This is a genomic window from Pedobacter sp. MC2016-05, from assembly GCF_026239735.1.
Lineage (GTDB): Bacteria > Bacteroidota > Bacteroidia > Sphingobacteriales > Sphingobacteriaceae > Pedobacter.
In genome coordinates this window covers 266,313-287,338 of sequence record NZ_JAPIVT010000003.1, presented here as the reverse complement: position 1 = coordinate 287,338, position 21,026 = coordinate 266,313, and the positions used below count along the sequence as shown (strand labels likewise).

General features: G+C 38.9%; 16 protein-coding genes and 1 pseudogene. 1 reads left to right on the top strand and 16 read right to left on the bottom strand.

Annotation, left to right across the window (positions count from 1 at the left end; all coding sequences use genetic code 11):
- Positions 1-65: 65 nt before the first annotated feature.
- The 13 genes from ftsA to OQZ33_RS06330 form a co-directional block, all read right to left on the bottom strand.
- Complete coding sequence (gene ftsA, locus OQZ33_RS06390) at positions 66-1,424, bottom strand: cell division protein FtsA (protein WP_265798219.1); 1,359 nt, start codon at positions 1,422-1,424, stop codon at positions 66-68.
- A gap of 5 nt (positions 1,425-1,429) precedes the next feature.
- Complete coding sequence (locus OQZ33_RS06385; RefSeq protein ID WP_265798218.1) at positions 1,430-2,581, bottom strand: cell division protein FtsQ/DivIB; 1,152 nt, start codon at positions 2,579-2,581, stop codon at positions 1,430-1,432.
- On the bottom strand, positions 2,574-3,929 hold the full coding sequence (gene murC / locus OQZ33_RS06380) for a UDP-N-acetylmuramate--L-alanine ligase (RefSeq protein ID WP_265798217.1): 1,356 nt from the start codon (positions 3,927-3,929) through the stop codon (positions 2,574-2,576). The genes OQZ33_RS06385 and murC overlap by 8 nt, the downstream gene beginning before the upstream one ends.
- Positions 3,930-4,067: 138 nt before the next feature.
- Positions 4,068-5,174 (bottom strand): undecaprenyldiphospho-muramoylpentapeptide beta-N-acetylglucosaminyltransferase, encoded by a 1,107-nt coding sequence (gene murG, locus OQZ33_RS06375; RefSeq protein WP_265798216.1) that lies wholly within the window; start codon positions 5,172-5,174, stop codon positions 4,068-4,070.
- A gap of 116 nt (positions 5,175-5,290) precedes the next feature.
- A complete protein-coding gene (locus tag OQZ33_RS06370; protein ID WP_265798215.1) occupies positions 5,291-6,484 on the bottom strand; it encodes an FtsW/RodA/SpoVE family cell cycle protein in 1,194 nt (397 codons plus the stop codon).
- Positions 6,485-6,500: 16 nt separating this feature from the next.
- On the bottom strand, positions 6,501-7,892 hold the full coding sequence (gene murD, locus OQZ33_RS06365) for a UDP-N-acetylmuramoyl-L-alanine--D-glutamate ligase (RefSeq protein WP_265798214.1): 1,392 nt from the start codon (positions 7,890-7,892) through the stop codon (positions 6,501-6,503).
- 146 nt (positions 7,893-8,038) lie between these two features.
- Entirely contained in the window at positions 8,039-9,286 is a 1,248-nt protein-coding gene (mraY, locus tag OQZ33_RS06360) for a phospho-N-acetylmuramoyl-pentapeptide-transferase (RefSeq protein WP_056851702.1), read from the bottom strand.
- The gene (locus OQZ33_RS06355) at positions 9,286-10,743 is read right to left on the bottom strand and encodes a UDP-N-acetylmuramoyl-L-alanyl-D-glutamate--2,6-diaminopimelate ligase (RefSeq protein WP_265798213.1); all 1,458 of its coding nucleotides are present in this window, start codon (positions 10,741-10,743) and stop codon (positions 9,286-9,288) included. The genes mraY and OQZ33_RS06355 overlap by 1 nt, the downstream gene beginning before the upstream one ends.
- Before the next feature lie 101 nt (positions 10,744-10,844).
- Positions 10,845-12,941, bottom strand: a complete 2,097-nt coding sequence (locus OQZ33_RS06350) for a penicillin-binding protein (RefSeq protein ID WP_265798212.1) — start codon at positions 12,939-12,941, stop codon at positions 10,845-10,847.
- Complete coding sequence (locus OQZ33_RS06345) at positions 12,931-13,353, bottom strand: FtsL-like putative cell division protein (RefSeq protein ID WP_265798211.1); 423 nt, start codon at positions 13,351-13,353, stop codon at positions 12,931-12,933. The genes OQZ33_RS06350 and OQZ33_RS06345 overlap by 11 nt, the downstream gene beginning before the upstream one ends.
- Complete coding sequence (gene rsmH, locus OQZ33_RS06340; RefSeq protein ID WP_265798210.1) at positions 13,350-14,255, bottom strand: 16S rRNA (cytosine(1402)-N(4))-methyltransferase RsmH; 906 nt, start codon at positions 14,253-14,255, stop codon at positions 13,350-13,352. Before rsmH ends, OQZ33_RS06345 begins: the two co-directional genes overlap by 4 nt.
- Entirely contained in the window at positions 14,245-14,712 is a 468-nt protein-coding gene (gene mraZ, locus OQZ33_RS06335) for a division/cell wall cluster transcriptional repressor MraZ (RefSeq protein ID WP_265798209.1), read from the bottom strand. The genes rsmH and mraZ overlap by 11 nt, the downstream gene beginning before the upstream one ends.
- A gap of 437 nt (positions 14,713-15,149) precedes the next feature.
- Positions 15,150-16,067: a hypothetical protein gene (locus tag OQZ33_RS06330; RefSeq protein ID WP_265798208.1), complete on the bottom strand. Its 918-nt coding sequence runs from the start codon at positions 16,065-16,067 to the stop codon at positions 15,150-15,152.
- A gap of 319 nt (positions 16,068-16,386) precedes the next feature.
- On the opposite strand from OQZ33_RS06330, the pseudogene OQZ33_RS06325 reads away from it, so the two are divergent.
- Positions 16,387-17,250, top strand: a pseudogene (locus OQZ33_RS06325) (transposase); the annotation flags it as partial.
- Between the two features lie 242 nt (positions 17,251-17,492).
- On the opposite strand, the gene OQZ33_RS06320 reads toward OQZ33_RS06325, so the two are convergent.
- From OQZ33_RS06320 to gap, 3 genes are all read right to left on the bottom strand, one after another.
- Positions 17,493-18,686: a phosphoglycerate kinase gene (locus OQZ33_RS06320; RefSeq protein WP_322975018.1), complete on the bottom strand. Its 1,194-nt coding sequence runs from the start codon at positions 18,684-18,686 to the stop codon at positions 17,493-17,495.
- Between the two features lie 8 nt (positions 18,687-18,694).
- Positions 18,695-19,126, bottom strand: coding sequence for a GNAT family N-acetyltransferase (locus OQZ33_RS06315; RefSeq protein ID WP_265798207.1), 432 nt, complete (start codon positions 19,124-19,126; stop codon positions 18,695-18,697).
- A gap of 563 nt (positions 19,127-19,689) precedes the next feature.
- A complete protein-coding gene (gap, locus tag OQZ33_RS06310) occupies positions 19,690-20,688 on the bottom strand; it encodes a type I glyceraldehyde-3-phosphate dehydrogenase (RefSeq protein ID WP_265798206.1) in 999 nt (332 codons plus the stop codon).
- Between the last annotated feature and the right edge of the window lie 338 nt (positions 20,689-21,026).

The following is a 21,026-nucleotide window of genomic DNA, read 5'->3' as shown; positions in this document are numbered from 1 at the left end:
TTTTTCAACAGACGTTTTCCACAAGTGTTAAGAATGTGGAAAACTCACATGTTGTTGAAAAAAACTTAGCTTTTCAGATAATCTTCATCGCTAACATTCATATCATCTTGAATGAATGTTTTTGTTTTGGCTAGAAGTTTATCAAATAAACCTGGACCGCGTTTTTCTTTTTCTTTTTGTGCTTTTGGCTTTTCTACATAAACACCTGGCTGTTTCATTTCCTCAATTAATTCTTCAGCTTTCTGAATACCTTTAATTAATAAACCAACACTGGTAGCATACATTGGGCTTTTCAGATCATCGTAAATCGCCTTTGGCATATCTTCATATTTAGATAAATGCTCATTTGGATAACCGATGCGGCAATCTAAACCCGTTACATATTCTACCGCCTGCGATAAGTGTTTCAATAAAGCACCACCACCCGTGATTACAATTCCGCCGATTAGCTTTTTCTCATAACCAGAAGATTTGATCTCATAGTAAACATGCTCGATGATTTCTTCCATACGGGCCTGGATAACATAAGCCAGGTTTTTAACCGAAATTTCTTTCGGCTCACGACCACGAAGACCAGGAACGCAAATAATTTCGTTTTCCTTATTTTCTTCGGCCAAAGCAGAACCAAAACGTGTTTTCAATAACTCAGCCTGGTTGCGCATTACTGAACAACCTTCTCTAATATCTTCAGTTACGCTATTTCCCCCAAATGGAATCACAGCGGTATGACGAATAATACCCTCGTGAAAGATGGCAATATCGGTAGTTCCACCACCTATATCAACCAATGCAATACCTGCTTCTTTTTCTTCATCGCTCAACACCGATTCAGAAGAAGCCAATGGCTCAAGAATCAGATCCTGAGTTTGCAATCCTGCGTTATTTACACATTTGATTATATTTTTAACCGCTGTAACCTGCCCGGAGATAATATGAAAATTAGCCTCTAAACGTACGCCGGCCATCCCGATAGGATCTTTGATACCAGGTTCGTTATCAATGGTAAACTCTTGTGGCAATACATGGATAATTTCCTCACCTGGAGGCATCACCAATTTAAACATATCATCAATTAACTTATCGATATCTTTTTTACCGATTTCATTATTTAATTCTCTTCTTGTTAAAATTCCGCGGTGCTGCAAGCTTTTAATGTGTTGTCCGGCAATACCAACATTTACCACCTGTATTTCTACATTTGATTGTCCACTCGCCACCTCAACCGCCTGAGCAATGCCCTGCACTGTTTTTTGAATGTTAGAAACTACTCCTCGTGTCACCCCCGCCGATTCTGCCTTTCCTATTCCTAAAATTTCTATCTTACCATGTTGGGTTCTACGGCCAACGATAACACATATTTTTGTAGTACCGATATCTAATCCTACTACAATGGGAGACTGACTGGTAAATTTTGCCTTGTCCATATTCGTTAATTTTGTTGAGTTTTATATTGTTTTTCTAGGGCTCTGATTTCTTTTTCTCTCTCCAGCTTCATTTGGGCTGCAGATTTTGTATTTGTTTTTTTCTTTTCCGTTGTTTGCGAAGTCGCCGGCTTTTGTTCCTTTGGCTTAACAGCTGCTGTTATTACTGGTTTTTTGATTTCAGTCTGTGCTGGAGCAACTGCTTTCACTTCTGGCTTTTTCGGCTCAGCGGTTTTCGTTTCCGTCTTTTTCGGAACAACAGCAGCAGTTTGTTCTACAATAGCATCGCTGATTACATTTCTGATTAGCGAATCGGCTACCTTTTGTTGTATTCTCAAACTATCTGAAGATGAAATTGTTTTTCGCTTCCTGGCAATTGCTGTAGAATCTCTTTTTTCGCAAACTATTTGATTGGTATATTTAATATTAATTGTTCTGTAAGCATCCCAACCTACTTGTGGCATTGCTTTCTTGTAAAATAGCAAAAGGTTAGTCATCTTTTTTTCCAAAGAATCGGCATTACCTAGAATGATGCGCTGATCACCTACGCGGGGAATCAGTTCAATATCATTTTTTTGATCTACAACCAATTGCTCGATCTGCGAATCCCACAAAGTATCTCTCTTGATAAATAAAGCAGTTTTATAAATATCATGAGCCAATTTGGTATGCAGGGTATCAACTCTACTTCCAAAAACCTCTGTTATATTTCCAGTTGCCACCAATACATTTGCAGTAAAATTTGATGAGATTGGCATTTTCAAGCCGTCGTTATCAATATAAAAATCCTGACCGCTGCTGTTTAAGATCCTCACTACCGGCTGGCGCTGCTTCACTTCTATGTGCAATACACCATCCATTTCTACGTACACTTTCGCAAAGGCGATGTATGGATTTGATTGTAGCTTCTTCTCTATCTTATGGATATTTATATTTTCGATATTTCGTCCCAGCAAAACGCCCTGATCTTCTCTTAAAATTTGATCAATTTCTTCTCTCTCGATAAAGTTATCTGCTCCCGGTATTAAAATTTTAACATCCGTACATTTAACCGTTTGCTTTTTAATGTTGATGAAACTTAAAAGCACCACCACACCAGCCAGGCTTATTAGCCATGCAAATCCGGTAAATATTGCGCTCCAGTTTATTCTTTTAAGCATGGTTTAATGCATTTTTCAGAGGTTCAATAATCGTATCGATATCGCCCGCTCCAACCGTCAAAATTAACTCAGGTTTTGTGTCCTTAACATACTGAACCACAGAATATTTTCCACATATCTGTTTATTCTTCAGGTTGATTTTATTTAATAAAAACTTCGAATCAATACCTTCCAAAGGCAATTCCCTAGCCGGATATATTTCCAACAGTAACAAATCATCAGCTGTGCTTAAAACTTTTGCAAAGTCATCAGCAAAATCCCGTGTACGCGTAAACAAGTGTGGCTGAAAAATAACGGTAAGCTTCTTATCTGGATATAGCTGACGAACCGCATCGAAACAAGCTCTTAATTCTTCAGGATGATGGGCATAATCATCAATGTAAATCTGGCTATCGTTATTTACGATGTATTCGAACCTGCGTTTTACGCCTTTAAAGTTTGCTACTGCTTGCTTAATTTTATCTGCATCAATTCCCAGTTTTAAAGCAATTGCAATGGCAACCGTAGTATTTTCTACATTGTGCCTGCCGGGCAACATTAAACTGATGTCTTTAATCTGGATACCATTATCCATATAATCAAATACAAATTTCGACCCTTCTACACGAAGATTTACGGCCTTAGCGGTTGCAGTTGTGCTTGCTGCATAGCTAATGCTATTGTTCAATGGCAAACCCTCATAGGCGTAAAGTGTACCGTTTGGCTTTAGTTGGCCAGCATACAATTGAAAAGATTCATCTAGATGGCTTTTATCTCCAAAAATATCTAAATGATCGGCATCCATTGAAGTAACCACAGCAATATCAGGATTTAACGTTAAAAATGAACGATCATATTCGTCTGCCTCAACCACTACCACATTATTCTTCCCAAACAATACGTTGCTGTTGTAGTTACTGGTAATTCCGCCCAAAAAAGCAGTACAATCGTAACCTGTATCTTTTAAAATATGCGCAACAATTGATGAGGTAGTGGTTTTGCCATGTGTACCTGCAATGCCAATACAAAACATGCCTTTACTGATGATGCCTAAAACCTCCGATCGTTTTTTAAGACTGAAGCCTTTATCGATGAAGTGATTTAAAATTTTGGAATCTTTTGGAATAGCAGGGGTGTAAACAACTAAGGTATCATCATGATGATCTAAAAATGCGCAAGGCAGAGATGCTGACTCATCCAAATAAGTGATCAAAATGCCTTCCTGTTCCAAAGTCTCGGTCAATTTCGTTTTGGTTTTATCGTAACCACAAACCACTTGACCGCGTTTAGCAAAATAACGAGCAAGCGCACTCATGCCGATACCACCGATACCTACAAAAAACACTCTATTTATTTTACTTAGTTCCATTTTTTTTTAAGCTAAAAGCAGAAAGACCAAAGTGAAAAGCTTTTTCTTTCTATCGGTTATATATTCCTTGGCTTTGAGATTGCTTCGTACCTCGCAATGACGAATTGTCAATTATGCTTTGGTAATTCAGCTTTAATCTTAAGCTTTTATCAATTTCAAGACTTCTCCGGCAATAATTTCATCTGCTTCTGGCAAAGCCATTTTACCTATATTTTCAGCCAGTTTTTCACGCTGTTCTTTATCATTCAAAAGCGACAACGCTTGCTTCACCAATGTATCTTCAGCGAAACGGTCGTTAATAAGTAGTGCGGCACCATTTTTAACCAAAGCCATCGCATTTTTGGTTTGATGATCTTCGGCTACGTTAGGAGAAGGCACCAAAATGACTGGTTTCTTGATTAGACAAAGTTCCGCGATCGTTCCCGCTCCTGCCCTACTGATAATCACATCTGCAGCCGCATAAGCCAAATCCATTTTATTCAAAAACTCCAGAATGCGTACGTTTGGATGATACTCCAGGCCCAAACGCTCAATAATTCCATTGTAATAATATTTACCCGTTTGCCAAACCACTTGCACATCCTGTGCGATGATTTCTGGCAAATGTTCTTCAATCGCTTTGTTCAGTGTACCAGCTCCTAAACTTCCGCCTGTAACAATTATAGTTTTCTTCAATGGATCGAGTTTCAACAGTTCAGCACCTGCGTGGTGTTTTCCCTTGATATCAACTACTTCTTTGCGAACCGGATTCCCGGTTTTCAAAATTCGATCAGAAGGGAAGAATTGATCCATTTCATCGAAAGCAACGCAAATTTTTGAAGCCTTTCTACCCAGCCACTTATTGGTTACACCAGCATAAGAATTCTGCTCCTGAATGAGGTATGGAATTCCTTTTAATGATGCTGCATACAATAACGGACCAGAGGCATAACCCCCAACGCCCACTACGGCATCTGGTTTAAAATCATTAATAATTTGCATCGCTCTGCGTACACTGCCGATAACTTTAAATGGCAAGGCAAGATTTTTAACAATCGAACCCCGCTGCATCCCGCTGATGTTTAAGCCTATTATTTTATATCCGGCAGCTGGAACTTTTTCCATTTCCATGCGGCCATTTGCACCCACAAACAGAATTTCACAAGCAGGAACCAAGCGCTTAAGCGCATTGGCTATGGCTACGGCGGGGAAAATATGCCCGCCGGTGCCACCACCTGATATGATAATTTTTGGGGAATTATTCATTTGTTATTTAATTATTGACATTCTTTATGCTCGTCTTTGCGAGGCACGAAGTAATCTCATTTGCTATATATTTAAAAGATTGCCTCGTCATGCTTCCTGGCAATGACGATAAATAGCTACCCAAACGCCGGTATCTCTCCTACAATCACTTTATTCTTTACTTTCTCTTTATCTTCTTTTGCTATGGCACCTGCGTTTTCCTCAACGTCTCTGCTTACACTTAATATAATTCCGAAGGCTACGCTGGTAAAAATCATCGAAGTTCCGCCCATGCTCACCAATGGCAAAGGCACTCCTGTTACCGGACCTAAACCCACCGCCACCGCCATGTTTGCAAAAGCCTGAATGGTTAAGCTAAAACTCAATCCAGCTGCCAGTAAAGCCCCAAATGCCTTGGGGGCCTTGGTCACGATTTTTATACATCGGTATAAAAGTACCAGGTACAGTACCATGATTATAATTCCTCCCAGTGTCCCCCATTCTTCAATAATAATGGCGAAAATAAAATCGGAATACGGGTGTGGTAGGAAATTCCGTTGCGTACTATTACCTGGCCCTTTACCAAAAACCCCTCCAGTAGCTAAAGCAATTTTTGCCTGATCTGCCTGAAAAGTTTTATCTGAATGTTGCATCTCGGGATGGATGAATGAATTGATACGCGACATATAAGTCTTTCTTCTAGGCCCGAGAAAAAACACAAACAACAACAATACAAATCCACCAGCGCAAACAATTGCAATCTGTTTAATACTAATACGCCCGATGATTAAGAGCAAAATACTTACACCAAACAACATTAAGGCCGTAGACAAATTGGCTAATGCAATTAAAACGAAAACCACACAAACAGAGCCCATAATTGGCACAAACGACTCTTTAACGTTTTTGATGTTTTCTTGTTTCTTGGTCAACATTCTGGCCAAAAAGGTAATTAATGCCAGCTTTGCTAAATCGGAGGTTTGGAACGTAAGTCCAATTACCGGAATTTTAACCCAACGCGATGCATCGTTCAAATTTGTTCCGAATATTAAGGTATAAACCAAAAGCGGAATGGTTACTATCATCAAAATTTTCGAAATACCGGCATAATAGCGGTAATCTAATAAGTGGGCAATGTATATCATCCCAATCCCCATTAAAACAAAAATTAAGTGCTTGGTTAGAAGCAGCTTTTCTACCGCCTCACCTTTTTTATAGGCTAAAGTTCCTGTTGCACTGTAAACGGCCATTACAGAAATAAGCGAAAGCAGGATGATGATCAACCAGATCCATCTATCGCCTTTAGTTTTGTTAAGTAGTGCTTGAAACATATAATTAAGCCTCCTTTTATAATTCTTTTACTGCCGCTTTGAATTGATTACCGCGGTCTTCATAATTTTTGAACAAATCGAAACTGGCACAAGCTGGCGATAACAATACCGCATCACCACGTTTAGCCAAATGAAAAGCAATCTGTGCTGCTTCATCAGCCGAAAAAGTATTCACAATTACCTCAACATCATCCTCGAAAGCATCGTGGATACGTTTATTATCCTTACCTAAACATACAATTGCCTTTACTTTGCTCTTCACCAAGTCTTTAAGCATATTGTAATCGTTACCTTTATCCACGCCACCCATAATTAACACTACATCGGTTGTCATGCTTTCCAAAGCATACCAGGTAGAGTTTACATTTGTAGCTTTACTGTCGTTGATGAAATCAATTCCCGAAATTTTTGCCACATGCTCCAGCCTATGCTCAATATTTTTGAAATTGCCCATACTTTCACGAATGGTCGCATTTCGTAACTCTAAAACCTTCGCTACAATGCCCGAAGCCATAGAGTTGTAAATGTTGTGCTTGCCTTGTAAGGCTAAATCTGAAATAGACATGGTGAATTGGTTATTTGGTTCAGTAAGGATATGTATGATTTGCTCGTGTAAGTAAGCGCCTTTTTTTAATGTGTTTCTGATTGAAAAAGAATATGTTTTAGCCAGTGGCTGGTTGTTTGCTAACGCTTTTTTGCTTTCTTCGTCATCTTCACAGTAAATAAGAACATCGTTAGCAGTTTGATTTTGGATGATGCGCATTTTTGACGCAGCGTAATTCTCCAATTTATAGTCATATCGATCTAAATGATCGGGAGTGATGTTCAAGAGCACAGCGATATCGGCTTTGAAATGAAACATATCATCAAGCATAAAGCTGGAGATCTCCAAAACGTAATAGTCGAAATTTTCTGTGGCTACCTGAGCGGCAAAACTATGACCGATATTGCCTGCCAAACCCACATTTAACCCGGCATTCTTTAGGATGTGGTAAGTAAGCAGACTGGTTGTCGATTTACCGTTAGAACCCGTAATGCAGATCATTTTTGCATCTGTATAGCGGCCAGCAAATTCAATTTCCGAAATCACTGAAATATTTTTAGCAACCAATTTTTTAATAATTGGCGCCGTAGCCGGAATACCAGGACTCTTTATTACTTCGGTAGCATTTAGAATCAGTTCTTCAGTATGTTTTTCAGATTCGAAAGGGATGTTTAGCTTTTCTAATGCCGATTTATATTTATCAGTAATAACACCAAAATCAGATACAAAAACATCAAAGCCTTTTAATTGAGCAAGCTTAGCAGCACCCACTCCACTTTCTCCAGCACCCAAAATAACCACGCGGGCTTGCCCTGCCATTGCTGACTGAGGATTGCTTATTGTGTTATTTTGATTTGTGCTCATTATTTAATTAGTATTAGGTACTTGGTAGATAGTATTTAGAGTGCTAAAGACTATACAGTTGAAATTTTATTTATTTATTTATTCAGTTCGCGTTTTGCATTAACTTTTAACGTTCGACTTTTAACCCTCAATTTTTAACTTCCACCCTATCTCAATTTCAATGTTACGATGGTGATAATGGCAAGCATAATTCCGATAATCCAAAATCTGGTGACAATCTTCGCTTCGTGATAACCTTTCTTTTGATAGTGGTGATGTAACGGGGACATCAGAAAAATTCTCCGCCCTTCTCCAAATCGTTTTTTGGTGTATTTGAAATAAGATACCTGCATAATTACCGAAACCAGTTCCACTAAAAATATTCCGCAAAGAATCGGAATAATCAACTCCTTACGAATCATTAAAGCGAAAGAAGCGATAATACCACCGATGGCCAAACTCCCTGTATCGCCCATAAAAATTTGAGCCGGATAAGAGTTGTACCAAAGGAAACCGACACAGGAACCCACAAAGGCGCCTGCAAAAATCAGCAGTTCTCCAGAGTTGGGGATATACATAATATTCAGATAATCGGCCATTACGGTATTACCTGATACATAAGCCAGAATACCTAAAGTAATCCCAATTACTGCAGATGTACCCGTAGCTAAACCGTCGATACCATCCGTTATGTTTGCGCCATTACTTACTGCAGTGATAATAAAAACAGTAAAAATGATGAACACCAGAAAAGCATATTTCTGATAATCGCCACCTAAAAACTTAAAAACCTTTGCGTAATCGAACTCATTATTCTTGTAAAAAGGCATGTTCGTTTTAGTCGATTTTACATCCTGCGTGTAGTAGAAAGTTTCGCCTTTCTGGCGAAGAACCATCGGCACTGTCGAGGTTGGTTTAACATCATCCTGAACAGTTTCACGAACTACAATATTGGGATGGAAATACATGGTACAACCCACAATTAAACCTAAACCTACTTGTCCAACGACCTTAAAACGACCCGCTAAACCTTCTTTATTTTTTTTGAAAACTTTGATATAGTCGTCCAGGAAACCAACAGCACCCATCCAAACCGTGGTGATAATCATTAAAATCACATACACATTTGTGATATTGGCGAATAACAGGGTTGGAATTAAAATACCCAGCAAAATGATGATACCACCCATTGTCGGCGTACCTTGTTTTTGCATTTGACCTTCTAAACCTAAGTTCCTAACCGTTTCGCCAACTTGTTTCTTGTGTAAAAAATCAATCAACCTACGGCCATACACAGTGGTGATGATCAAGGATAAAATGATAGAAATGGAGGCACGAAACGTGATATACTGAAACAACCTTAATCCAGGAATGTCGTAATGCTTATGCAGGTATTCGAATAATAAATATAACATTAGCTATTAGGGTTAAGTTGTTCAAGTAAAATCTCTTTATCATCAAAATGGTTCCTTACACCATTAATTTCCTGGTATTTTTCATGGCCTTTACCGGCTACTAGTATAATGTCTCCGCTCTGTGCTAAGTGGCAAGCAGTTTTTATCGCTTCTTTTCTATCTAAAATAGATAATGTTTTACGCTTGTTAGTTGGTGAAACGCCAGCTTCCATATCGCTGATGATTGCTTGCGCATCTTCCGTTCTTGGATTATCGGAAGTTAGAATCACCTTATCACTCCAATCGCAGGCAACTTGTGCCATAATTGGCCGCTTGGCTTTATCCCGATCGCCACCGCAGCCAATAACAGTAATAACTTGCTCCGTCCCTTTACGAATATTAGCAATGGTGCTTAAAACATTTTGAACGGCATCAGGTGTGTGTGCATAATCTACAATGCCGATGATTTTATTTGGCGAAGTAATGTAGTCGAAACGCCCTTCAGCCCCTGTTAAGCGACTTAGCAAAGTCAAAACTTTCAATTTATCTTGCTCCAGAAGAATCGCTGTTCCGTAAACTGCAAGTAGATTATAAGCATTGAAAGTACCGACTAACTTAAAAAACACCTCCTTATTATCGATATCTAAATGAAGTCCGTTGAATTGATTCTCGATGATCTTCGCTTTGAAATCAGCAAGTTGCTTAAGCGCATAGGTTTTCTTATTAGCCTGTGTATTTTGCAACATCACCATTCCATTTTTATCATCAATGTTGGTTAATGCAAAAGCCGATTTTGGTAAAACATCAAAAAATGCCTTCTTGGCTTTTAAATAACTGTCGAAGGTTTTATGAAAATCTAAGTGATCGTGAGTGATATTTGAAAAAACACCACCCGAAAACGTTAATCCTTCAATACGATGTTGGGTTACCGCGTGCGAGCTTACTTCCATAAAGCAATAATCGCAACCAGCATTTACCATATCACGCAATAACTGATTCAAAGCAATTGGATTTGGCGTAGTATGCGTTGCGGCAACAACGGTATTGTTAATATAATTTTCAACTGTTGATAAAAGGCCGGTTTTATATCCTAAATCTTTAAAAAGCTTAAATAAAATAGTGGCAATGGTTGTTTTACCATTGGTGCCCGTAATGCCAATTAACTTCAAATCGGCGGATGGATTTCCAAAATAATTACCTGCCACAATACCTAATGCAACAGCAGTATTTTCTACCTTAATATAGGTGACCGTAAAGTCATGCACTTCCGGCAAACTTTCGCAAATAATAACAGCAGCACCTTGAGCAATGGTTTGGTCAATAAACTGGTGACCATCAGCAAGCGTTCCAACTACAGCGAAGAAAACATCATCTTTTCCAACTTTACGAGAATCAAAATTTAGGCTGTTGATTTCCCTATCGGTTTTGCCAACCAATTCTTTAATCGTAATACCGTAAATTAAATCCTGTAATTGCATACTTTTAAATTTTGAATGAGTGAATTTTGAATAAGTGAATGTTAACAGCGATCGCAACATTCTAGCATTCAGTCATACTCTCAATCATTCATTGTTTTTTTTTAATTCAATTCTATTTGTACGCCCAAACCTTTGCCAACCCTTGTACCGGCGGTGATGGATTGAGCGATTACCTTTCCAGACCCAATCACTTTTGTTTTTAAACCTGCATTTCCCAAAAGATAAAGCGCATCTTTTAAGCCCATTCCCGAAACATTTGGCATTATGCCTTTACGTTCCGTATTCTCTTGAAAAACTTCTCCTGCGCTGGTATCAACGATGTTATAATATTCAGATTTTGATGCAAAAAGCGGTTTAAAACCAAATGCTTTGAATACTTTTTGAGTGGCTTTGCTTTGTCCGGCTTTTGTTGGTGGATTGCCTGTATTGCCTACCAGACGCGTAGGTACATCGTTGTACATTTGCATGTCGCTAGCGTAAATACGATCAGCAACCTCTCTAAAAACTGGCCCTGAAACCAATGCACCATAATAACCACCTCGAGGATCATTGATTACCACGATCATAGAATATTTAGGTTTATCGGCAGGAAAATAACCTACAAAAGAAGCTTGATACTGCTTTTTAGCTTTGTAACCTTTATTTGCATCGGCAACCTGAGCAGTACCGGTTTTTCCAGCAATTTTGTAAAGTGGGTTATGAACGTATTGTTTACCACTTCCATCAGTTACCACACCTTCGAGCATCTTTTTCACTTTGCTTAACGTAACGTCAGAACAAATTTTTTCGTTAATTACCCTGGCTTTAAACTGTTCAATTGGATTGCCCAGGCGCCTGATCTCTTTTACGAAAATCGGAGCGATATACTTTCCATTATTAGCTACCGCATTGTAAAACGAAAGCATTTTTAAAGGCGTTAGTTCCATTTCGTAACCATAAGCCATTTGCGGCAAAGTCATTTTACCCCAGCTTTTGTTGGATGGATTTTTAATCGTTGGCCTTGCTTCACCAGGAATTTGCAACTGTAATTTTTCGTTTAAATGCCAATCATATAAATGATCTGTAAACTTTTTAGGATCTGCGCCATATTTACTATTGATTAAATAAGCGATAGCCGCGTTTGATGACTGTTCGAAAGCTTTTTTAACAGTTACTACACCAATACTTCCATGCGAATCTTTGATCATGTGACCAGGAATCTTGTAATTTCCGGTACCCACCATCATGTTCGTATCGATCAATTCATCTTCAAGCAGCGCCATGTATGATGCCAACTTAAAAGTTGAACCCGGATCCTGATTTCCGGCAATTGCGTAATTAAATTTCTCTTTATAAACGCCTTCTTCGACTTTTGAAAAGTTGGCAACTGCCCTAACCTCACCCGTTGCTACTTCCATTACAATCACTACGCCGTGATCAGCATCGAATTTGATGAGTTGTTTCTCCAAAGCGCTTTGAGCCAAATCCTGCATATTTACATCGATGGTAGAAATGATATCTGCTCCATCTTTAGGCGCAACCTCTGCCTCCTCGTTTACTGGAATGTAAACTCCGCCGGCAATACGCTGCATTAATCTTTTACCAGTTTCTCCGTTGATATACTCTTTGTAAGCACCTTCTAATCCCACTCCATTGGCAACGTTCTCATTTTTATAGCCGATGGTACGGGCAGCCAAAGCCTGAAAAGGCAGAATTCTTTTATTTTGCTGAACAGCTATTAAACCTCCACTAAATTTCCCGATATTGTACAAGGGAAAAGTTCTGATGGTTTTTAAATCTGAATAACCTACTTTGCGGTGAATCAGCAAATAACGGGCACTATCCTGGCGACCTTTTCGCAAATAACGGGCGTAATCTTTTGCAGATTTATCCTGAAAAATTTGCGCCAGTTTCATCCCTAATGAATCAACCTTCTCATTAAAAACCTTATCGTCGGCAATTCCACCTGCGAACATATCCATACGAAGTTCATATTCGGGTACAGATGTTGCCAACAAACTACCATCGTTTGAATAAATATTGCCACGAGTAGCCTCTACGTTTACATAACGAGTAGAAAGACTATCGGCCATGGCCTTCCATTTTTTACCTTGCACAAACTGCACCTGACCCAGACGCAGAAATACTGCAAAAGCAAAAAGCACAATTAAGCCAAATGCCAGATATACACGAAGCAAGATGTTTGCTCTAATATTCATCGCTTTTAACAATTATTTTTTTTGGTGGTTCAATTAGTTCCTTTATACCAAGGGTATCTACCTTCTTCGCTACTTCTGTTAATTTGCTTTTAAACATCAGCTCCGCTTTCAAAGATTTATACTCCCATCTCAATTCTTTCACTTCCTTATTTAATTTGTCAATACTACGCACATTGTTTACCGCAAAATGGCTGTTGGCGATGTATATCATTCCTAAAAATGCCAGAAAACACAAATAAGGTAAAGCATCAGTGGCCGCCTCTTTTGATATCAGTCCGTCATTAAAAAGCTTACTGATAAATGAATTACTATCCATTTTCTCTTCTGCTGTTTTCGGTCTTTTAGGCGCCGCTTTTAATTCCGGCTCAGGCCCTATTTCCTCTTCCTCTATCTCCTCTCTGAACCTATTCATATTTTTTCAGCTATTCTAAGTTTCGCACTTCGAGCCCTATTATTTTGCGCAATCTCTTCTTCCGTAGCCACAATTGCCTTACGGGTAATTACATTGAATGGCTTTTGCTGGTTACCAAAAAAGTCTTTCTCTACCTCACCTTGAAATTTACCTTTGGCCATGAAGTTTTTTACCGGCCTATCTTCCAACGAATGATAAGACATCACAACCAGGCGACCTCCTGTCGTCAACACCTCAGAAGCTTGCAGAAGAAAATCTTCCAAAACCTGTATTTCAGCATTTACCTCTATACGCAGCGCCTGAAAAACCTGTGCTAAATATTTATTTTCTTTACCTTTCGGGATATATTCTGAAATGGCTGATTTTAAACTATCGATATCGGTAAAAGGCTTCTCAAGGCGGGCAGTAACAATAGCTCGAGCCAATGATCTGGCGTTTTTAACCTCCCCGTAGATCCCAAATATTTTATGAAGCTTTTCTTCAGAATAAGTGTTTAATACCTGTGCGGCCCTAAGATCGCGGTGTTGATCCATACGCATATCCAAATCGGCGTTAGAACGGATGGAAAAACCACGCTCCGGCACGTCAAACTGATGTGAAGAAACACCAAGATCAGCCAGAATACCATCTACCTGACGAAAACCCTTTAAACGAAGATTATTTTTCAGGAAACCAAAGTTCTGGTCAACGAAAATGAATCGATCATCAGCTACGATATTTGCCTGCGCATCCGGATCCTGATCGAAAGCGATTAAAATTCCTTTCGGACCAAGATGTTTTAAAATTTCCTTCGAATGGCCGCCGCCACCGAAAGTAACATCCACATAAACACCATCTGGCTTAATATTTAACCCATCAATACAAGGCTGCAACATTACAGGAACATGGTAATTATTCACCATCAACACCTCCTTTCTTATCGCCCATTACTTTTTGAGCTAAACTTGCAAAGTTGGCCGGCACATCGTCAAAAATATCTTCGTAAGATTTTTTATCCCAAACCTCAATTCGATCCAGCTGACATGCTAAAACCAAATCACTACCAATGCCAGCATATTCCACCAAAGATTTCGGCAACAAAACACGTCCGGCAGCATCAAGCGAAAGCTCTGTTGCGCCACGAGTAAAGGCCCTTACAAATCTCCTGTTCTCTTCGTCGTAAATATTTAGCTTGGCAAGATCAGCAACAACAGCATCCCAAACAGCTTTTGGATAGATAACAAGATTTTTTTCAAAACCACGGTTGATGATTAAACCCTCATTCTCCGAATTAGGCAATTGTTTCTTAAGCGCAGCGGGTACCATAAGGCGTCCCTTTGCGTCAAGTTTACAATCGAATTCTCCTAAAAGTTGGGTCATAGTGGTATCTACACTTTTTATCTAGTGTAAAAGTAAATAGTTCTACCACTTTTTACCACTTTTTACCACAAAAAAGTTTTCCACATCCTTTTTGTTACATTTAACCTGACAAATGAGACTAAATCAAACATTAGTCTAATAAATAAAAACCTTAAAAACTGATAATTAGGCTATTACAAGCTAGCAACACTGAAGTGAAAGAAATTTAAAAAATATGATTCGGTGGGAGAAATAATACATCAATCCAGTTCATGAGGGGTTGAAGTTACAAAAAAAGCACACGAGAATTGATAATTGAATTTATAATCCCGTTAAGATTTTCTAATGACCAACCAGCTTGACTGAATATTGGCTGATAATTTTTATCCCTTACAAAATAAGAAGCCCTGACTACGGATGTAATCAGGGCGAAAATGAGAGCGAACCTTTTTTGTAATCTAGTTGCCGATACCGTAAAATCTGGCTACCGCCTGATAGTCTTTCATATCAAGCTTATTTTCTTTGGCAACTGCTGTTGCAGTACCGCCAGGAATAATGACATAGCGATATTGAAGTAATGTAGATAGCGCAACTGATCTAGTGTTATCTGCAGTGAAGCGGGTAAATGTAAACCTACCCAATCTTGGCATATAGTTGATGGTACTGAGTTTTGAGCCGGCATAGGAAGTATATGGCAAAGGATAAACACCTCCACCGAAATCCAAATAAACCTGTATCGAACCAGAGTTCAAAATTGAGGTGGTTAATGCCGGCGCCATAAGATCGCCGATTCGAAGCAATGAAGCATCAATTGTAGTATCTCTAAAGTTTTTGGCATAATTCCAGCCAGAGTAAATTACATTAGCTGTTCCTTTTAGTGAAAGCGCAACACCCCAGCCTGTTCCTGTTTTCGGCCCATATAAATTATAGCTTACCTTATCAAGGTAATAGTCCCCCACTGCACCCAAATCAGCAGCTGGAGTAACTGTTCCATTTAAGATTTTACTTCCTGGCACACCGTTCGCTCCATTAGTGCCGTTAGTACCATTTGCGCCAGCGGCTCCTGTTGCTCCAGTCGCCCCGGTAGCCCCAGGTAGCCCAGCGGCCCCTTTCATCGAAAACGGCGTTCCCCATCCCTCAACCTTTTTTGGTCCATAAAAGTTACCTGCGGCTAGATCTAGATAAAAATCACCTAGCTTACCTAATGTGGCATCTGGCCCACCATTTCCACTTAATACCGTACTGCCTGCAGGCCCTGCTATGCCAGGCTCACCTTTTAATCCTTGTTGGGCAATCTCTTTTTTGCAACCTAAAAATGTAAAAAATGCCACTACCATCAGTATGGCTAATAACTTAAAATTTAATTTCGTTTTCATGTCAAACAGTTTAGTTTATTGAATTTGTGTTTCGATCACATTAATTTCAAGAACTAAACTATGCACACCTGGAGATATAAATTTTGATACTGAGTAAAGCTGGCAGTTGGATTAGCAAAAACAGGGTTTCAGTGAGCGAATAAAAAGGCTCCTTCGAGAGAATGAAGGCACTGAAAAAGTCCTTTGGAAAAAAGATTTGAGATACTTCTTCAGAACAAAAAATCCAGTTTAGTGAATTTTTCAGGCTTTATGCGCTGATTATCCCCAAAGAGAACTTACTGCGCAAGATTAATGAGCTTATAGATTTGAGTTTTATATATTAGAACACTGCAGTAAACTACAAAAACTTATCGAGTCTGATGAAGCATTAAGCGAAATCCCAGCAGTAAGGAAGAAACTGAACCTATTGAAGGAAACAGTTGAAGATAACCAGGAGAATTATGCAATATCCAAAGATGTGGATGCGAGGATCGGTCACAAAACAGCCGATAGCAGTTTTTTTGGTTACAACACTCATTTAGCAATGACAGAGGAGCGCATTATAACTGCTGCTGTTGTTACTTCAGCAGAAAAGGGAGCTGGTCCTGAACTGCCAAAGCTGTTGAGCGAGGCCCAGGCCAATGGAATGGAGGTAGTTACCATCATAGGTGATGCAGCCTATTCCGGGAAGAATAATCTCAAGCTCAGCGATGTGAATGGCAATAAAGTAAGGATAGTTGCCAAGATGAACCCTACTATTACCTATGGCACCAGAAAAGAGGAAGAAAAGTTCGATTATAATAAAGACGCTGATATGTTTGTATGCCCTGCAGGGCACCTGGCTATGTACAAACAGGTGCAGGGCAAAAAGGTAGATAAGAGCAATCAGTTAATGACCTAATATTTCAATATCGAAAAATGCAAAGTATGCCCGCTAAGACATGGCTGCTACAAACCGGAAGCCAAAAGCAGGACGTATTCGGTCGCAATAAAAACAGGTGAGCATAAAGAACAGGAAATATTTCAACAGAGCAAATACTTCAAATAGAAATCGAAACACAGCTATAAAATTGAGGCCAAAAATAGTGAATTGAAAAATGTTCATGGATATGGCAGAGCGAACTTCTGTGGCCTGGAAAGCATGAAAATGCAAGGTGCGCTTACGAAATTCGTGGTTAATCTTAAAAGAATTCTCAAATTCTAAAAAAAAAGGATGTTAATTCAAAAAATCTTCCGTGGAAAAACTAACAATGTTCCCCAATTCTCAATATCGAAGGTAAAGTTCGTTATCAAATAAGAAAAATGAAATGCCTTAAAAAAGAAAGCGGATGAACAACTTTAGAGAGCTATTCATCCGCTTTTCTATTCGCAGACCATTTTATATCTACTTTTTTAGTGCCTTCCGTTAAATCGAGGGAACCTTTCACATAAGGTAATACTTATTATTTATTCGTTTATCGCCTTAACACCTGGCAACTCTTTACCTTCCATATACTCTAACAACGCGCCACCGCCAGTTGACACATAACTCACCTCGTCTTCTAAGCCAAACTTAGCAATTGCCGCAGCAGAATCGCCACCACCAATTAATGAGAAAGCACCGTTATTTTTCGTTGCAGCCACAACCGAATCTGCAACAGCTTTTGTACCTACCTGAAAGTTTTCCATTTCAAAAACACCCATTGGGCCATTCCACAATAATGTTTTAGAGTTTTTGATTACATCCTGAAACATAGCTATAGATTTTGGACCAATATCTAATCCCATCCAATCAGCTGGGATCTGACCAGAATCTACATCTTTCCTATCAGCATCATTGGCAAATTTGTCAGCGATTACGGTATCAACAGGAAGAATTAAATTGACCCCTTTCGCTTTAGCTTTTTCTACAAGCTCCAAAGAAAGTTCTTGTTTATCAGCTTCTAATAATGATGTACCAATCTCTCCTCCTTGCGCTTTAGCAAAGGTGTAAGCCATCCCACCACCAATAATGATGTTATCGACTTTATCCAATAACTTTTCAATCAATAAAATTTTATCTGAAACCTTGGCACCGCCCATAATAGCTGTGAACGGACGTTCAGCATGATTTAAAATTTTCTCGGCGTTTTTTACTTCAGAAGCCATCAAATAACCAAAGTATTTTGCATCAGGAAAAAATTGCGCGATGATTGAGGTTGACGCATGTGCTCTGTGCGCAGTCCCGAATGCATCATTTACATATACGTTACCCAATTTCGAAAGCTTCTCTGCAAAAGCGACATCACCTTTTTCTTCTTCTTTGTAAAAACGTAAATTTTCTAATAATAAAACCTCTCCTGGGAAAAGATTCTTCGCTTGATTAACCCCACTTTCTCCAATGCAATCATCGGCGAATTTAACCTCAAGATCGAGCATGCGAGACAAATCGCCAAGAATATGCTTTAAAGAATATTTATCGGTTGGACCATCTTTTGGTCTGCCTAAGTGCGACATTAGCACCACCGATCCTCCATCGTTTAAAATCTTAGTAATAGTAGGCAAAGCAGCACGCATTCTTTTATCGTCGGTAATTTTAAAATCGTCATCCAATGGGACGTTGAAATCTACTCTGATTAGTGCTTTTTTATCTTTGAAATCTAATTGGTCAATCGTTTTCATGTTTATATTTATTTTAGTTTTAGTCTCATTTCGTAATGGAAGCCAATTCCGGGTATATCAAATTCTGGCGACTCGTTTATAAAACCCAATTTTTTATAAAATGTTACAGCACTGCTTCGGGCATTGCACCATAAATAAATGGTTTGATATTCTTTCATGTATTCTACCGCGAAATTAATTAATGCTGCACCATATCCTCTACACCCAAAATCGGGATGAGTAGCCATACCCCTCAGCTGGTAACCCTCTCCTTCTTCAGGGAAGTAATCGTTCCGCATCAAGCTAGCAATTGACCTGATTTCATCATTTTCTACATAACCGAGGTGGAAGGTATCGTAATTCCTGTCGCCTTCAAATACACATTCGGCCAAAGGTTTTCCATTCCTTAAGACCAAACTTCTCAAGGGCAGAACCTCTTCCGGAAGAATAAATTTAACCATAGCTCATTAGTTGCGAGTAGCAGATATCAGGTGTCAAGATGATATTGAATAAGCCTCGCAAACGTTTGCAAAGTTAATAAAGCATTTGACAGTGCATTCAAAATTAACGCAAAAATAAGAATCCTGCATCAACACCGACAGATAAATTTTAGCATTAAAGTCTAAAATTCAGCCCTTCAAGCTCATTTGGCCAAGCGGTGCACCTTGTAAGGACTTCGGTTTCAAGCAAGCCTTTGAAGCTTTTAAAAAATCTGAATATAACCCTCAATAAGGAAGTCAAAATCTGGGAGCTGCCATTTGCTAAAAGTTTTCTTTTCAGCGACTAGGAAGACAACAATTTCGAACATATAATATTATCAACGAAATGACGATCATTTTTCAAAAATCTGCACTTTTAAAAAGTGCTTGAATTATTTTTTCCTGTTTTTAGGCAAATTCAGTGTTTTTCAACCCACCCAAATAATGGCATCTAGTTTCATGTTAAAACACTGCTATAGTGGTAAAAAAGCGTTTAAAAATCTAGAGATAAGTAATGCTAGAGTTTCATCCAAGGATTTCAAAACTTATGCAGAATCTCGTAAAGATCTAATCTTCTTCACCACATCGATCAACCTGCTACTGTAACCGTACTCATTATCATACCAGCCTACCACCTTAACCATATCACCTACTATGGAAGTGAGCAAAGAATCGAAAGTACAGGAGTTCGGGTTATCAATAATATCAACTGAAACAATTGGATCTTCAGTGTATTCCAAAATTCCTTTGAATTCATTTTCAGAAGCTCGTTTAAAAGCTAGATTGATTTCTTCGATTGTTGTTTTATTCTTCAGGAGACAAGTAAAATCCGTAAGTGAACCGTTTAAAACAGGCACTCTGATACCCGCGCCACCTAAACGTCCCTCTAATTCTGGAAAAATATGGGTAATAGCTTTTGCCGCCCCGGTAGTAGTTGGGATGATAGAAGATGATGCTGCTCTTGCTCTTCGTAAATCTTTATGGTTGGAATCATGCAGGTTCTGATCGCCTGTCATGGAATGGATTGTGGTGATATATCCTTCTTCTACACCCCAATTATCATTTAAAATCTTAATCATTGGCGCGATGTTATTTGTGGTACAACTTGCGTTAGAAAGAATGGGACTAGTTAAATCGATTTTATCGTCGTTAACCCCTAAAACCAACATCGGTATTTCATCTGCAGCGGGTGCAGAAATAAGCACCTGATTGGCGCCCGCAATGAGGTGTTTTTGAGCAGCCTCAAGGCTTAAGTTTTTCCCGGTACAATCCACTACTAAGTCTACCCTTAACGCCGACCATGGCAGTTCGTTAGCATTTTTAATTGCGAAAACAGGGACCATTTTTTTATCGATAACAATTGCATCTGGCTTGGCAAAAACTTCACTTGAGTGAACCCCGTGCACGCTATCATATTTGAATAAATGTGCCATTGTCTTAGCATCAGCCAAATCATTAATTGCCACCACATCGAAACCCTCGGCCAATGCCAAACGCAAAAATGTTCTCCCAATCCTCCCGAAACCATTTATCGCCAGCCTCATTAATTTAGTATTTAGGCGCAAAAATACGCTTTATTTTGATATTAAAAATGAATGTGAAATTGGTACCGCAAAAATATGGTCACAAAATATAATATTTGATAAACACAAACAAAAGAGCAGCGATCTTTGCATGAACCTTTTCTAAAGGAAGTATTTTGTCTCTTCTCAAGAAAATCACAATTACTAATCATAGGGATGATTTTTTTTCAAAACCTAAATACAAAAACCCCTTAACGAATCAAAAATCTGCACAATTAATATGGCTACAGCATTGGCAGTTCAGAATAGGAGTGGGCTAATAATTTGTGGTAAATTACTAAAATAAGAAACGCTTAAGT